This window comes from Deltaproteobacteria bacterium, from assembly GCA_019309545.1.
GTDB lineage: Bacteria > Desulfobacterota > Desulfobaccia > Desulfobaccales > Desulfobaccaceae > Desulfobacca_B.
Genome location: JAFDGA010000035.1, coordinates 1 through 15,440 on the forward strand (window position 1 = coordinate 1; position 15,440 = coordinate 15,440).

The following is a 15,440-nucleotide window of genomic DNA, read 5'->3' on the forward strand; positions in this document are numbered from 1 at the left end:
GCCCTTAAAACCGGGGAACCCCAATATTTTGTGGACCAATATAAGTGGGGCGGTAAGAATATTTTTTATGAAATCTATGCCTATCCCTCCTCTCATGGTCTCGCCGTAGTGGCCAAAGACATTACTCCGCGCCGGCGGGCGGAAGAGCAACTGCTCAGACAAAAGACGTTATTGCAGGCCATCAAGGAGGTCTTTCACCAGGCCTTAATTTGTGAAACCGAAGCAGAATTTTGTCGCACCTGTCTGACTCTGGTCGAGGACCTGACCGGGAGCCAGTTCGGCTGGATCGGGGAAGTGAACCAGGCCAATCGTTTGGATACCCTGAGCATCAGCCATACCGGTTCAGCCATACCGGTTGGCAAGCCTGTAACATTTTGGATTTGAGTGCCTGGGGGTCAGGTAAGGATAGAGAGATCTGCGGCATCTGGGGCAGAGTCCTGAAGGATGAAAAATCCCTCATTATTAACGATCCGGCCGCTCATCCTGATCGGGTGGGAGTTCCCGCCGGACATGTGCCGCTGCATAGTTTCCTGGGTGTGCCTTTAAAACATAAAGATCGAACTATTGGTTTGATCTGTGTGGCCAATAAACCCTCGGGCTATGATCAGGCTGATCAAGAAGCGGTAGAAAGCTTATCGGTGGCCATTGTTGAAGCCCTGATGCACAAGCGGGCTGCCTTGGCCTTGAGAGAGAGCGAAGACCAATTCCGCAATCTTCTGGAATTTATCCCAGGGGTCTCCATTCAGGGTTATACCTGTGACGGGACCGTGGTGTATTGGAACAAAGCGAGCGAAGAGATTTATGGTTACACCGCGGCCGAAGCCCTGGGCCGCAATTTGGGAGACCTGATCATTCCCCCAGATCTTCAACCCGAATTTAAGAAGGGCCTGGAACTGGGAGCACGGGCCAAAAAATCAGGCGAATTGATGCCGGGTGGCGAATATCTGTTGCTGCATAAAGATGGCTCCTCGGTTCCGGTCTATTCCATCCATACCGTGGTATGTCGGGCGGATCGGGCCCCCACCATGTTCTGCATCGACATCGATTTAACCGAACGCAAAAAGAGGGAAGCCGAACGCTTTCTGATCAGCAAACTGGAATCCTTGGGTATCCTGGCTGGTGGTATTGCCCATGATTTTAATAATATCCTCACGGCTATACTGGGCAATCTGAATCTGGCATCCCTGGACCCCAAGTTGCGCAAAAAAAGCCGGGAAAAAATACAGAAAGCCGAAAGCGCCTGTATGCAAGCCCAAGGTCTGGCCAGACAACTGCTCACTTTTGCCAAGGGTGGAGTCCCGGTGACAAGACCTACGGCAATCGCTAGATTAATCACCGATTCCACCAAGTTTGCTTTGAGCGGGGCCAAATCCCGAGCTGAGCTTTCCTTGCCGCCTGACCTGTGGCCGGTAAAGGTTGATGAAGGGCAAATTACTCAAGTGATCAGTAACTTGATCATCAATGCCGATCAAGCCATGCCGGAAGGTGGCATAATCAAGGTGCACGCGGAAAATATCACGGTAACCGAAGTGGACCGGATACCACTGACCCCGGGAAGATATGTGAAAATAACCATTGCTGACCAGGGGATTGGCATTCCGGAGCGATACTTGGACAAGATTTTTGATCCCTACTTCACTACCAAACAACAAGGCAGCGGTCTGGGTTTGGCCATTACGCATTCCATTGTTAGTAATCACGGTGGCTATATTACGGTAGAGTCAAATATTGGTGAGGGGAGCAAGTTCCATCTCTATCTTCCCGCTCACCAGACCAAGATCGCGGTCCAGAAAAAAGTCGCCCCCACGCCTCCCAAGGGGCAGGGATATATCCTGATCATGGATGATAAAGATATCGTTAGAGAAGTGTTGGGTAAGATGCTGAGGAAAATGGGCTATAAAGTAAAGTATGCCCGAGACGGAACTGAAGCCCGGGAGATCTATCAGAAAACCAAAATCGCAGGCCAGCCGTTTACGGCAGTGATTTTAGATCTGACCGTCCCCGGCGGTGTGGGTGGTAAGGAGGTATTAAAACAGATCCGGCAGATCGATCCTCAGGTCAAAGCCATTGTGTCCAGCGGCTATAATGATGATCCGGTAATGTCTGACTACAGCCGATATGGTTTCCAGGGGGTGCTTGCCAAGCCCTATAAAATAGAAGATCTGAGCAAGGTATTACGCGAGATTATTAATGAAGAGGCCTGAATTTAGGGCCATAATATGCTGAACTAGAGGGAGAGCGTCAGGAGGGGAGGGGATTTAGATGCTATCCGGAGACTTGGCAAGAGCCAGATAAAAAGTGGTCCCCTTTTGGGGAGCTGAGTCCATCCATACCCTGCCGCCATGTTGTTCCACAACCTCCTTGACTATGGCCAGTCCCAGTCCGGTGCCTTCGATGCCCTTGGAAGTTATGCGCCGTTGAAAGACTCCAAAAATTTTTTCCTGATCTTCCAAATTTAAACCGATACCATCATCTTTTACGGAAATAATGTGAAACTGCCCCCTCTCCTGATGGCCGATGCGGATTTCACTCAACTCGTCACCGCCATATTTTAAGGCGTTATCGACCAGATTGCGCAGTGCTCGGATGAGTGATAATCTGTCCACCATGATCTCCGGCAGCTTTGGCGGTTGGACCCAATTAATCTGCCGGATGTTAAGTTGAGTGGAAAATTCGTCTCTGATTATCTGGAGAATCTCGGTCAATTTGACTTTTTCAATATTCAAAGGAACCTCTTTGGTGGAAATAAAGACGTTAATTTTTTCCACCAGTGTGGCTATCTGTTCCGAGGCCGTTATGATCTGAGCACAGTAATTTTTACCCTGTTCATCCAGGAGATCGGCATAATGCTGATAAAGTCGCTTGGCCAGGCCATGGATACCTATAGCCGGGCTTTTGAGGTCATGCGACACCGAGTAGGCAAAATGCTTGGTTTTTTCAGCGCTCTTCCTTAAGGCCTCCTCCATTAATTTCTGTTCGGTGATATCTCGCCCCACCGACTGGAACTCCAGGGGCTGGCCCTGGTCATCCAGGATCATGCGGTTGGTCCATTGTTGCCAACGGATTTCCCCATCCGGGGTGATGACTCGGTGTTCGATGGTGGCTGCCTGATTTTGGGGGTGGAGAGAAGCTAAATGGACCTTGACCCTGTCCCGATCTTCGGGATGAATGGTTGGCATGAATTTAGTGCCAATCAGCTCTTCCCGGGTCTTGTAAAAATAGCGGCAATAAGCTTCGTTGACAAAGGTGAGTCTGCCATCGGGAAGAGAGCGACAGATGAGATCGGTCTGATCCTCCACAATGGCCCGATAGCGGGCCACGCTTTTGCGCAAGGCCCATTCGCCCTGCTTCTGTTTGGTGATATCGCGAATAATATTCTGGTATCCCAAGAGGCTGCCGTCCTTGGACCGCAATACCGTGGAGGTTATTAAACAGTCAATCTCGGTGCCATCTTTGGTCAGGAATTTGACCTCAAAGTCCCTGATTGATCCTTCCGATTCAATCTGCTGTTTAAACTGTTCGCGATAGCCCGGATGAACATATAATTGGGCGGCGTTAAGCCCTTCTATCATCTCCTCCCGGGTATAACCGAAAAGTTCCAGGGTAGCTTGATTAACGTCGATAAATCTGCCTTCTTTGGTGGTGACACAGATAGCGTCTCTGGATTTCTCGAATAAAGTGCGATATTTCTCTTCACTTTCCCGCAGGGCTTCTTCTGAAGCCCGGGCCTCAATAGCAATCCCAGCCAGATCAGCGGCGGTCTCAATCAGTTGCAACTCCTCTTCCGAGGGGCGGTGGGTCTTGCCATCGTAGAGGGCAAAGGTCCCCAATACCTGGCCGCTACTGCCGAAAATTGGCACCGACCAGCAAGAGCGAAGGCCAAAACGGAGGGCCAGGTCCCGATATCGGGACCACAAGGGATCAACGGTGGTATCTTCGACAATGACCGTCTCCCGCCGGTAGGCGGCCGTACCGCACGAACCCGCCGCGGGACCGATAGACAGCCCATCAATGGCTTGAACATATTCGTTCGGCAGGCTGGGTGCGGAGCAGTGGTGGAGGCGTTGGCCCTCAGCGTCAAGGAGGAGCACCGAACAATAAATACCAACCAGAAGTTGTTCAACTAACCTGGCAAGAGCATCCAGGGTTTCCTGTAAAGGACGACCGGTGGCCACCATCTCCAGAATCTGTCGTTCTCCGGCCAAAAGTTTTTCTTTGCGCTTGCGATCGGTGATGTCCAGGATCATGGCCTGCTTGGAGATACTGCCATCGGCGTGGTAGATGGGGGTATTGACCACGTAATACCAATGGTGATCTTTAGGGCTTTGCATCTCCCAGCGCACCGTTTCCCCTTTAAATACCCGGTCATTGACACACCAGGGGCAGATACTATCCCGATTATGCAGAGCTTTATAACAGCGCTCGCCGATGGGATTATATCCGGTTCGCGCGATGAAGCGGGCATTCATAAATTCGACCCGATAGTCCTGCGAGCAGACATAGATCAGGCCGTCAAAGGCTTCCACCATAGCCCGGTAGCGCGTCTGACTTTCTTGCAAAGCTATCTCGGCCTGTTTAAGACGGCTTGATTCTGCTTCTAGTTTTTTGACCTTTGCGGCTAATTCTTGGTAACTGAGTTTGGGGCCGTTCATAATCTGCCTTCCAAAATCATAACCCGCTAAGCTTACCACTGCGCCAAGATGTTAATCCCGGGTTACCTTCTGCAATGAGGTGACCGGGGGTGCCGTGCGGGTAAGTGCCCTTACTCCGAAACCGGAATCTAACCAATCGAGCGGATATCGGTATCCTTTGGGGTATAGCCGTGGGCGAGGAGTTTCGGCAACAATAGTTAGAGCTAACCGGCGCGCACCGATTGGCAATATATTATATCAGTTCAAATAATTAAAATAAAGGCCCGGCGTATTAGCCGGCTGACCGGCAGGAGTTGGAGAAACCTAATTAGGAAATTTAATAAGGATACCTTAAACTTCCAGAACCCCAAGTATATGGTGATTCCGAGTGACCAGGTTTTTAGGGCGTTTAGTTAAAGGGAAGGGTGGGGCCTAACGCCCTGACCCTCCCCCATTTATTAGGAATTAGGGAAAAACCAATTAAAGACCTTATTCAGTGGACTGGACCGAGGGAACCACCAAAACCGGCACCGGCAGGGCGCGGTGAGCTACCTCCCGGACCACCCGCTCGGTGGTGGAGCCTAAAATATGGCGGCCCCGGAAGCCATGGCCGTAGCTGCCAATAACCAAAAATTTTATACCCCGGGCGGCTTCCAAGAATTCCACAATCGCCTCGGAAGGACCCCTCTCACTCTGTAACAGATGGGTCCGGACCTCAACCCCGGCTTTTTGGCACCGATCCTCGGCTTCGCTCAACACTTTCTTGGCATAAGCCTCTTGTTCTTCAAGTAAGTGCCGGTCAATAAAGGCAAAATAGCCGGCCTTGCGCATCTGGATAACGGTTAGCACCTCCAGCGGTAGTTCCAGCAGCCGCGCCATATTAATGGCTCTTCGCATTGCTTCCCAGGATGGATTCGATCCATCAATGGCCACTGCCAATGATCTGGCTTTTCCCTTTATGTTACCCATCAATGGCCTCCTTTCTTGAAGATCAGGCCCACACCCAGTCCGGCCCCCAGGGCCACAATTACCGCCAGAATGCCGAAAAATAAAGGGGAATTTTGAGAGGTGGATGTGAGCCAGTTTTCCACCCCGACCTTTTTGATTTCAATCATGTCCTTGCCGTAACCTACCAATTCCCCCTTATCAAAACAGAAGGATTCCACCAGATAACGTCCTTCAGTAGCCGCAGGCGGGAATCGAAAGTAGTGCTGGAACACCCGGCCTTCGGTAACTAGCAGGCGTTGTGGGTCCTCGACGATATTATACAGGTTGATTCTCTCTTTAAGTTTGATCAAACCGTTAAAGAGGGTTTCCTCATCGTCCGGTGCAGCCTTGCCCCGGAGCAGATGCATCTTCATGTGGTGCCGGATGGAGGGATAGCCTAATTCCAGCTCTTGGGCAGTGGCCGGGGAAATGATCTGGTCTAAGGGTTTTTGGGCATGAATTTTATACATGAAGGGGACGCCAGTGACCTCGTATTGTTTGACCGTCATCCAGAAGGGCCCCACCTTGCCTTTGACCGACAGTTTGACGGCCTCGGATTTTTCCGCGGTCAGCTTGACAATGAGGTCGGTATCCGGAACCGGATGCACTCCGAAAAAATGGATCCGGTCTCCCCGATAAGCCAAGCCGATCTCAATCAGGTTTTTGGTAGCCGCGGTTAAAACTTTTTGCTGGGCTTCCTTGGTAATGGCCTGGGCTGGGCCGCTTAACCAACCTGCTAGGCCAAGGGCCACCAGAATGGTGAGAGCTCGTTTCATGTTAATGCCCTCCCTTACCCGGGGCGATACTGACCAGCAGGCTGGGTTCTACCACCAGGTCAACAAAAAGTTTTACTGCCATAGCCAAGACAATGATTGCCAACAGAATGCGGATCTGCTCACCCTTGAGGCGTTTACTGGCCAAAGCTCCGAATTGGGCCCCAATGGTCGAGCCCGCCAACAGGATCAGGGCCAGCAACAGGTCCACCGTCTTATTAACCCAGGCCTGTTGCAAGGTAACATTGGCGCAAGACAGCACGATCTGGAAGAGATCAGTGCCAATGGCCACAATGGTGGGCATGCCGATGACATAAATCATCGCCGGCACCATGATAAAACCACCGCCGACTCCCAACAGAGCGGCTAAAATGCCTACTGCCATACCGATTAAAAAGGGAAAGATGGCTGAAGTCTGATATAAACCGGAACGAGGGAAATCCATTTTGAGGGGCAATCTGGAAAAGAACTTCCCATGTTTCGGGACTGGCACGCCTTCAACAGCCTCGGTTGTTGCGGTCCGTTGACTACGCCGAATGGTCCGCAGGCTTTCGATGAACATGGCCCCGCCGATTAATCCCAACATCAGCACATATACCACCTTCATGACAAACTCAAAGTTGCCGATGCCCCGCAAATAATGCACCAGTTGCACCCCCAAGGTGCCACCGGCGACGCCTCCGGTAAGGATGATGATCCCCATCTTGAAGTCGACGTTGCCCAAGCGCCAATGAGCATAAGCACCGGAACTGGCGGCAGCGACGATCTGGTTGGAGTCCGAAGCCGCGGCGACCGGCGGTGGAATGCCGATCATCATCATTAAGGGAGTGAGCAGGAAGCCGCCTCCAACCCCAAACAGGCCGGAGAGGAAGCCGACCCCAGCTCCAATCCCAAGGATCAGGAAAAAATTAATGCTCATACCGGCGATGGGAAGATAAATTTCCATTATATTCCTCCCCAAGAGATGATTTAAATTAGCAATTTATAAAATTTTTCACAAAACTCTGTCAAGCTTAAATTATACATAAGATATTATTCTCTAAGCTGATAATTTATCTTTATTATTGGTTATACTTAGAAAATTGTAAAATTATATTCTAACCGTTGCAAAATACATCGCATTTTTTAGGACCGTTGCATTTTAAAACGATTTTTTTATTTAGAATAACGATACGCGTTCCTATGATATTATCTGGAAGGGTTAAATATCGAAAAGATAATCCTTTGTCAAAGGTCCGGGTTAGGTATGGCAACCTCAAGAAGCCCAGATCTACCTGGCCGCCGATAAGAGATAGAAAATAAGGGGAAACATTAGTCCGGCTGACTTGACACTCAGGCTTCTTTGGTTTATTTTTTAGCCGCGTTTTATTATCCTGGAAGGGATTCGGGCTGATAACTCTGAGGTGACCGGGACGGGCGGTCAGGGTAAATCTGGTCAATCTTGGGGATAAAACCAGCGAGGTACCCTCAGGGATAACGGCCTCAACCATAATTTGGATGAGAAGATGAAATTACAAGGCAAAGCCCATAAATTCGGCAGTGATGTCAACACCGACGAGATCATTCCGGCCCGGTATTTATCGACCTCGGAGCCTACGGAATTGGCCCAACACGTCATGGAAGACGCGGATGCAGAATTTGTCAGCAAGGCCCGGCCCGGGGATTTCATCGTGGCGGGTAAAAATTTTGGCTGCGGCTCTTCCCGGGAACACGCCCCCATCGCCCTGAAGGCCGCGGGTCTTTCCGGGGTCATCGCCGCCAGTTTTGCGCGCATCTTTTATCGCAACGCCTTTAATATGGGGTTGCCCATCTTTGAATCAACGGCGGCCGCGGCCGAGATTGAGGCCGGGGATGAAGTGAGCGTCGATCTGGACAGCGGGGTAATCACCGATCACACCACTGGGAAGACTTACACCTCCCAGCCCTTGCCGCCTTTTATGCAAGAGTTGCTGGCCGATGGCGGGCTGATGGCACACGTAATCAAAAAGATCGGAGTGCAGAACAGATGACTTACCAGATTGCGGTGATTCCGGGCGACGGCACCGGCCCGGAAGTGGCAGCCGAAGGACTCAAGGTTCTCAACGCCGTGGCCGTGCCGGCTGGCCTGAAATTTAACTTTGTCACCTATGACCTGGGCGGGGAGCGTTATTTGCGGACCGGCGAGACCCTCCCGGACGGCGTCGTTGACGAACTCCGGGGCTTTGATGCCATCTATTTAGGGGCCATCGGCCACCCCGAGGTTAAGCCCGGCATCCTGGAAAAGGGTATTCTGCTGAAGTTGCGTTTCTCCTTGGATCAATATATTAACTTAAGGCCGGTGGTGCTCTATCCTGGAGTGGAGACCCCGCTAAAAGATAAGGGTCCGGAAGATATCAATTTTATCGTGGTGCGGGAAAACACCGAGGGACTGTATGCCGGGGCCGGGGGATTTTTGCGATACGGCACCCCGGATGAAGTGGCGGTCCAGGAGTCGATTAACACACGCAAAGGGGTGGACCGCTGCTTAAAATTTGCCTTTGAACTGACCCGCAAACGTAATCGGGCTAAAAAACTCACTCTGTGCGGCAAGACTAATGTCCTGACTTATGCCTTTGATCTGTGGGAACGGGCCTTCCAGACTATGGCCCCGGAATATCCTGATGTCACTACCGATTATGCCCATGTCGACGCCATCTGTATGTGGATGGTCAAAAACCCGGAATGGTTCGATGTCATCGTCACTGACAACATGTTCGGCGACATCATTACCGACCTGGGGGCGATGATCCAGGGCGGCATGGGGGTGGCTGCTGGTGGTAATATCAATCCCCAAGGAGTGTCGATGTTTGAGCCGATCGGGGGCTCGGCTCCCAAATATACCGGCAAAAATGTCATCAATCCGATCGCCGCGATTGCCGCGGCCCAGATGATGCTGGACCATCTGGGTGAGGCGCGGGCCGCAGCCGCAGTGGAAAACAGCATCAAAACGGTGGTAGCCCAGCATTTGAAAAGCCTGTCGGCCGGGAAAATGGGCTACAGCACCACAGAAGTCGGCGACCTGGTGGCCCGGTATGCGGTAGAAAGCCTTAGTGGCTGAATAAATTTTGATATTTTGGCTGTAGGGGCGACCCGGCGGTCGCCCCTACGGGTTAGCTTGTTTAAAAAATGATGCAGGAGAAGATTTAATTATGGCCCGGACCTTTAATGTCGCGGTGGCAGGAGCGACAGGAGCGGTGGGCACCCAGATGGTGGCCTGCCTGGAAGAACGCAAGTTTCCGGTACGGATGTTGCGGCCTCTGGCGTCGGAGCGTTCCCTGGGCCGTAAGGTGAGCTTTTATGGGCAGGAACTGCCGGTTGAGGTGTTAACCGAGGATTCTTTTCGAGACATCGATATTGCCCTGTTTTCCGCGGGTGGCTCGGTCAGCCTGAAATATGGCCCTATTGCGGCACAATCCGGCGCGGTAGTGGTGGACAACTCCAGTGCCTTCCGCATGGACCCGGAGATCCCGCTGGTAGTCCCGGAGGTCAACCCCGAGGATATTGGGCTTTATACCAAGCGCGGCATCATCGCCAACCCCAACTGTTCCACCATTCAGATGGTAGTAGTGTTGAAACCGATCCATGACGCGGCCCGGATCAGGCGAGTGGTGGTCTCCACTTATCAGGCGGTGTCGGGTACCGGCCAGAAGGCGGTGGAAGAACTGGCCACCCAGGTGCGCGCCTTACTGTCGGGCCAGGAAGCTGTGGCCAAGGTCTATCCGCATCGGATCGCCTTTAATATTCTGCCCCATATTGATGTCTTCCTGGACAACGGTTATACCAAAGAAGAAATGAAGATGGTCAACGAGACCAAAAAGATCATGGGCGATGACTCCATCCGGGTTACCGCTACCACGGCCCGGGTCCCGGTGTTTTACGGCCATTCCGAGGCGGTCAACATTGAAACCGAAAAAAAACTGACCGCGGCCCAGGCGCGGGAGATTCTATCCCAGGCTGCGGGTGTCAGAGTGGTGGATAACCCGGCCCAACGGCAATATCCGATGCCGTTAGAGGCCGCGGGTCAGGACCTGACCCTGGTGGGCCGCATCCGGGAGGACGAAAGCATCCCCCATGGCATTAATCTGTGGATTGTGGCCGATAACATTCGCAAGGGCGCGGCCACCAACGCGGTCCAGATTGCTGAGGTCCTGGCCGAAAAATATTTGTAAACTGATTAACCGCTGACCGGGCCGGAGGTAAGAAATCCTGGTTATTTGGCTTTCATAAACCAGCTAAGGAGCAGCCTTGCGGATTATTGCTGGCCGGTTCCGGGGCCGGCGGTTAGGGGTGGTCCGGGGCGCAATGCGCCCTACGGCCGATCGGGTGCGGGAGGCGGTATTTAACATCCTGGGGCCGGGGTTGGAAGGAGTCCGGGTGTTAGATCTGTTCGCCGGCACCGGCGCTCTGGGTATCGAAGCCCTCAGTCGAGGGGCGCGGGAGGCGATATTTGTGGAGCATAGTTCCACTTCCTTGCAGGTGTTGCGGAACAATCTGGCCAGTTGCGATCTTTTGGCGACCACCCAGGTTCTCCCCTTGGCCGTGCCCCGGGCCCTGAAACAGTTGGCGGCCCAGAAGCAGCAATTTGAGCTGATCTTTCTGGATCCGCCGTACGGTCAGGGATTGGCGGCTCAGACATTAGAATTGTTGGCTCAGAGCCCGTTGCTCAGTTCTGAGGTTCGAATAGTAGTAGAACATGGGCGTCATGACCCTTTACCGGCGTTATGCCACTCCCTTATTCAGGTCGATCAACGCCGCTATGGCGACACCCTGATCTCTTTTTATACATGGGTCCGGACTGCCGACCTTAGCCAGGCGGGAAACAAGGAGCACCGCGATTAATGTCCAAGGTAGCAATTTATCCCGGCTCTTTTGACCCCATAACCAATGGCCATATCGACCTGATCGAGCGGGGTCTCAAGATTTTTGACGAGATTATTGTCGCTATTGCCATCAATCCCATTAAATCTGGCCTGTTCAGCTTTGAGGAACGGGTTGAATTAATCCGCGGCTCCATAAACAACCATCCCAGAGTTAAGATCGACCATTTTTCCGGCCTGTTGGTTGATTATGTCCGCACCCAGAACACCAATATCGTCCTCAGGGGTCTGAGAGCGATTACCGACTTTGATTATGAATTCCAATTGGCCATGATGAATCGGCGGTTGGCTCCCGAAATCGAAACCGTCTTTTTGATGACCGGCCTCAAATGGGTATTCTTAAGTTCCGGTATCCTTAAAGAAGCCGCCCGCCTAGGGGGAGCTATCGAAGGTCTGGTGCCGGAAATCGTCTGTCGGCGGCTTAAAGAAAAATACGGGCTGGGCTGATCGCCGGCGCGGCGCTTGGCCCAATTCCACCTTGCCGGGCAGAGCTTTTTGAGTTATTATTAATTATAGTAAAATTGCGCTCAGGAAGAGAAAGCTATTGCGTATCTGCGTAATTGATGGACAAGGAGGCGGGATCGGGGCGACGATCATTAAACGGCTCAAAGAGGTCTATCGTGAGGAACACGAAATCATCGCCCTGGGCACCAATGCCATTGCTACCGCCCAGATGATGAAGGCCCGGGCTAATAAAGGCGCGACCGGCGAAAATGCCATTGTGTGCACCGTGCCCACGGCCGCGGTGATCATTGGCCCGATCGCCATTCTCCTCGCCAATTCGATGATGGGCGAACTGACGCCCCGGATGGCCGAGGCCATTGCTTCGGCTCCGGGCCGCAAACTGATCATCCCGCTAACTCAGGAACCGGTTGAGGTAGTCGGTCTCAAACCCGAGCCTTTGCCTCACCTGGTAGAATATATCGTAACCAAAAGACTCAAGGAGATTGTTGACCATGTGTGAAGCAGCTGCTTATGTAATCAGAAACGGCAAAGAAGAACTGTTTCTGGAAGAAGTGGACCTGGTGGAGCCAGACGGGGAAAACCTCCGGCTGGTAAATATTTTCGGCGAGCAAAAGCTCATTAAGGCTACCATCCACAGCCTCAATCTGGTGAATCACAAGGTGATTCTCAAAGAAAAATGACTCCGGCGGGACGCCAGCCTCAGGCTCTGGGCAGGATTTCCACCCGGATCCGGCCCTCTAAGAGAGACTTGAAGGTCTTGGCGTCCGATCCCGACCCCACGATCGAACCATAATGCATGGGAATGGCAATCTGGGGCTCAATGGCCCGGGCGGCTTGGGCGGCCTCCGCAGCGGTCATCACATAAGTCCCTGACACCGGCAGCAAGGCAATATCCACCTTAAGCCCCTTCATTTCCGGAATAAAATCCGTATCCCCGGCGTGATATAATCTAACCCCGTCTATGGTTACAATGAACCCCAAATGCCCTGCCTTTTGGGGATGAAAATCCTTATTGAGGTTATAAGCCGGAACCGCCTCAATGGTCAGCCCAGAGGCCTGGGTTTGCTCTCCGGGTCGGAGAATGATCACCGACCCGGAAAGTTGAGCCGCCGCGCTTTCCATGGTTACAATGACCGTATTCGGGAGCTGAATTTTGGCCACATCGCTCGGCGAACAATGATCAAAGTGATCATGACTGATCAGAATCAGATCGGCCGGCTCCCCGTTGGACAGTTCATACGGATCAAAGTAGATCACTGGGGGACCGGAGTATTTAAAACAATCATGTCCCAGCCAACTCAGCTTTTGCAATACCTGTTCTAACATATTTAACTCCTGGCCATGGCCTTAATTGCCTAACATTAAGGCAATATAGCAATAAGTTATTTTTTATGTAGAGAGGACTCCATCTGTGTAATTTCACTCATTATTAAATAAATTTCTGGATGATTTTTAATATAATTATAATTAAAATGTTTATAAAACTAATAAATATAACAAATGCGGAAATATTGATTAAAGAAGCTTCAAACCCATATTTAATATTATCTTTCCGGCGTCTGTAGCGATTATAGTATATTATTACAAAAAGAACTGTAATAAGAGCTAACTTTGGTTCTTTAAGGTAATAGGCTAAAATAATTATTACCGTTGTAATTGCTAAAAGAAATAAAGGAACTTTTTCCATTAAACCTGAGAAGGATTTTGCCTGGACCGTGTCATTGGTGCTGCTATCTGACATAGGACCTTAAGCCTCCATAAAAATCCGCTGTTTATTACTGGCTGAATTTGCATCCCGACATCTCCGGGACCGCGTTTCATCCGTGGCCACCGGATGGCTGTGCCATTTTCATAAATTATAGCAGGAAGATGTTATGTTTTTAAATTATTTTTGATGTAAAGGCAAGAGGGGCAGTCTGGTTAGTAGGCCGCTAATAAGGCATATAATGCTGCGGCGAACTTGCGGCTCGCTTTTTGGGGGCATTTCCAGCAGCACTAATCAGGTTTATCTCCTTCTATAATTGGTAGACTTCCTGGGCCTTAAAAATGTGCACGCCGCGCTGTTGCAAAAGCTCAATGGCCCGGTCCAGATTATCAAAACGGAAGATGATCACCGCATTTTTGCCGCTGTGATGTACAAAGGCATACATATACTCCACATTGATCTGAGAGGCAGAGAGTATTTGTAAGACTCCGGCCAACCCGCCAGGGCGATCTGGACCTTCTATAGCTATCACCTCGGTTTTGCCCACGGTAAAGCCGTGCTCCTTAAGGACCTCTATGGCCTGGTCATATTGATCGACAATGAGGCGCAGGATGCCAAAATCAGTAGTATCGGCCAATGATAAGGCCCGGATATTGATGTCGGCGTCACCCAGGACCTTGGTGACCTCGGCCAGGCGGCCGGCCTTATTTTCTAAAAATACTGAAATTTGCTTGACTTTCAAGACTTTTACCTCTGTTCTGGCCCAGCGCTCAAATCTGGCGTCGGTCGATTACCCGCTGGGTCTTGCTCTCATTACGGGGAATGCTGCGGGGTTCTACCAGCCTTACCTTGGCCGACACCCCCAGGTAGTCCTTAATATTCTTCTCGATGGTCTTTTCCAGTTGCTGAAGTTTCCGGACTTCATCGGAAAAGGTAGCCTCATCCACTTCGACCTGAATCTCCAAGGTGTCCATCCGGTTGAAGCGATCGACAATTAACTGGTAATGAGGTTCTAAACCGCGCACCTCCATGAGCACCGCTTCAATCTGCGAGGGAAAGACATTAACCCCGCGCACGATAATCATATCATCGGTGCGGCCGCGGACCCGGGCCATACGCACCAGGTTGCGGCCACATTTGCAAGGCTCCGGGTTTAAGGAGGAGATGTCCCGGGTGCGGTAGCGCAGCAGTGGGAAGGCCTCTTTGGTGAGGGTGGTGATCACCAATTCCCCAGTTTCACCATAAGGGAGAACTTCTGGGGTGTGGGGATCGATGATCTCGGCGATGAAATGATCCTCAGCGATATGTAAACCCTGTTTGGCCTCGAGACACTCGACGCTCACCCCAGGACCGAGGACCTCGGAGAGCCCGTAGATATCCAGAGCATCTAGCCCCAGCTTTTTTTTCAATTTCCTGGCGCATGGCCTCGGTCCAGGGTTCGGCGCCAAAGATGCCGGCCCGCAGCTTAAAATCCCGAAAATCCAGACCCTGATCTTTTGCCACTTCAAAGAGGTGCAACCCAAAGGATGGCGTGCAGGTGATTACCGTGGGGCCAAAGTCCTGGAGCAGCATGATCTGCCGCTTGGTATTGCCCCCGGAAACCCCATATTGTAGTGACGACAAAAAAAGTTAATAGTCTAATATCATTAATAATTATTTTCTTGACTGATAATCTCCAGTGGCCTCGCAGGAGTTAACCCTGGCCCCCTTATCCACAGGTTGATAAATATTACCGGGCCTGGCAAAACTCTCTTGCTCGAGGTTAGATTTTAATCCTTGATTGTCTACCGGAAATCTAATAAATTAAACAAGGTATCCCAACCGAGGAAAGAGCGGCAGCGAAGTTCTGTTCTCGGTTTAGGGTGCATTCCGGTAAGAAGAGGTGGTAAATTAATGATAATCCAAGCCCCCGTAGCTCAGTAATGGATAGAGCAAGGGATTCCTAATCCCTGGGTCGCCCGTTCGAGTCGGGCCGGGGGCACCA

The 15,440-nt window shown here is 51.4% G+C and carries 15 protein-coding genes, 1 tRNA gene and 1 pseudogene; 10 read left to right on the top strand and 7 right to left on the bottom strand.

Annotated elements, in window-relative coordinates:
• Positions 1-384 (top strand): hypothetical protein (locus tag JRG72_10070; protein ID MBW2135551.1); only part of this gene is annotated, 384 nt, incomplete at its 5' end.
• Entirely contained in the window at positions 375-2,204 is a 1,830-nt protein-coding gene (locus JRG72_10075; protein ID MBW2135552.1) for a response regulator, read from the top strand. The genes JRG72_10070 and JRG72_10075, both read left to right, overlap by 10 nt.
• Positions 2,205-2,258: 54 nt before the next feature.
• On the opposite strand, the gene JRG72_10080 is transcribed toward JRG72_10075, so the two are convergent.
• The 4 genes from JRG72_10080 to JRG72_10095 form a co-directional block, all read right to left on the bottom strand.
• Positions 2,259-4,652, bottom strand: coding sequence for a PAS domain S-box protein (locus JRG72_10080; protein ID MBW2135553.1), 2,394 nt, complete (start codon positions 4,650-4,652; stop codon positions 2,259-2,261).
• 468 nt (positions 4,653-5,120) lie between these two features.
• Complete coding sequence (locus JRG72_10085; GenBank protein MBW2135554.1) at positions 5,121-5,600, bottom strand: universal stress protein; 480 nt, start codon at positions 5,598-5,600, stop codon at positions 5,121-5,123.
• Positions 5,600-6,394 (bottom strand): TIGR02186 family protein, encoded by a 795-nt coding sequence (locus JRG72_10090; GenBank protein ID MBW2135555.1) that lies wholly within the window; start codon positions 6,392-6,394, stop codon positions 5,600-5,602. Before JRG72_10090 ends, JRG72_10085 begins: the two co-directional genes overlap by 1 nt.
• A gap of 1 nt (position 6,395) precedes the next feature.
• Positions 6,396-7,337, bottom strand: a complete 942-nt coding sequence (locus JRG72_10095; protein MBW2135556.1) for a sulfite exporter TauE/SafE family protein — start codon at positions 7,335-7,337, stop codon at positions 6,396-6,398.
• 559 nt (positions 7,338-7,896) lie between these two features.
• Here JRG72_10095 and JRG72_10100 point away from each other — a divergent pair.
• From JRG72_10100 to JRG72_10130, 7 genes are all read left to right on the top strand, one after another.
• Positions 7,897-8,400, top strand: a complete 504-nt coding sequence (locus JRG72_10100) for a 3-isopropylmalate dehydratase small subunit (GenBank protein MBW2135557.1) — start codon at positions 7,897-7,899, stop codon at positions 8,398-8,400.
• Positions 8,397-9,467, top strand: coding sequence for a 3-isopropylmalate dehydrogenase (locus JRG72_10105; protein ID MBW2135558.1), 1,071 nt, complete (start codon positions 8,397-8,399; stop codon positions 9,465-9,467). Before JRG72_10100 ends, JRG72_10105 begins: the two co-directional genes overlap by 4 nt.
• Before the next feature lie 91 nt (positions 9,468-9,558).
• Positions 9,559-10,578 carry an aspartate-semialdehyde dehydrogenase gene (locus JRG72_10110; GenBank protein MBW2135559.1) on the top strand — a complete coding sequence of 340 codons (1,020 nt, stop codon included), beginning with the start codon at positions 9,559-9,561 and terminating at the stop codon, positions 10,576-10,578.
• A gap of 76 nt (positions 10,579-10,654) precedes the next feature.
• Positions 10,655-11,248: a 16S rRNA (guanine(966)-N(2))-methyltransferase RsmD gene (gene rsmD / locus JRG72_10115; protein ID MBW2135560.1), complete on the top strand. Its 594-nt coding sequence runs from the start codon at positions 10,655-10,657 to the stop codon at positions 11,246-11,248.
• Positions 11,248-11,733 (top strand): pantetheine-phosphate adenylyltransferase, encoded by a 486-nt coding sequence (gene coaD / locus JRG72_10120; protein ID MBW2135561.1) that lies wholly within the window; start codon positions 11,248-11,250, stop codon positions 11,731-11,733. Before rsmD ends, coaD begins: the two co-directional genes overlap by 1 nt.
• A gap of 97 nt (positions 11,734-11,830) precedes the next feature.
• Positions 11,831-12,250 (top strand): DUF3842 family protein, encoded by a 420-nt coding sequence (locus tag JRG72_10125; GenBank protein MBW2135562.1) that lies wholly within the window; start codon positions 11,831-11,833, stop codon positions 12,248-12,250.
• Positions 12,243-12,431, top strand: coding sequence for a CooT family nickel-binding protein (locus tag JRG72_10130; protein MBW2135563.1), 189 nt, complete (start codon positions 12,243-12,245; stop codon positions 12,429-12,431). The genes JRG72_10125 and JRG72_10130 overlap by 8 nt, the downstream gene beginning before the upstream one ends.
• Before the next feature lie 19 nt (positions 12,432-12,450).
• On the opposite strand, the gene JRG72_10135 is transcribed toward JRG72_10130, so the two are convergent.
• From JRG72_10135 to JRG72_10145, 3 genes and pseudogenes are all read right to left on the bottom strand, one after another.
• The gene (locus JRG72_10135; GenBank protein ID MBW2135564.1) at positions 12,451-13,077 is read right to left on the bottom strand and encodes an MBL fold metallo-hydrolase; all 627 of its coding nucleotides are present in this window, start codon (positions 13,075-13,077) and stop codon (positions 12,451-12,453) included.
• 689 nt (positions 13,078-13,766) lie between these two features.
• Positions 13,767-14,198, bottom strand: coding sequence for an ACT domain-containing protein (locus JRG72_10140; protein ID MBW2135565.1), 432 nt, complete (start codon positions 14,196-14,198; stop codon positions 13,767-13,769).
• A gap of 28 nt (positions 14,199-14,226) precedes the next feature.
• Positions 14,227-15,028 (bottom strand): annotated as a pseudogene (locus JRG72_10145) (AMP-binding protein).
• A 333-nt stretch (positions 15,029-15,361) separates the two neighbouring features.
• On the opposite strand from JRG72_10145, the gene JRG72_10150 reads away from it, so the two are divergent.
• Positions 15,362-15,440 (top strand) — tRNA-Arg (locus JRG72_10150).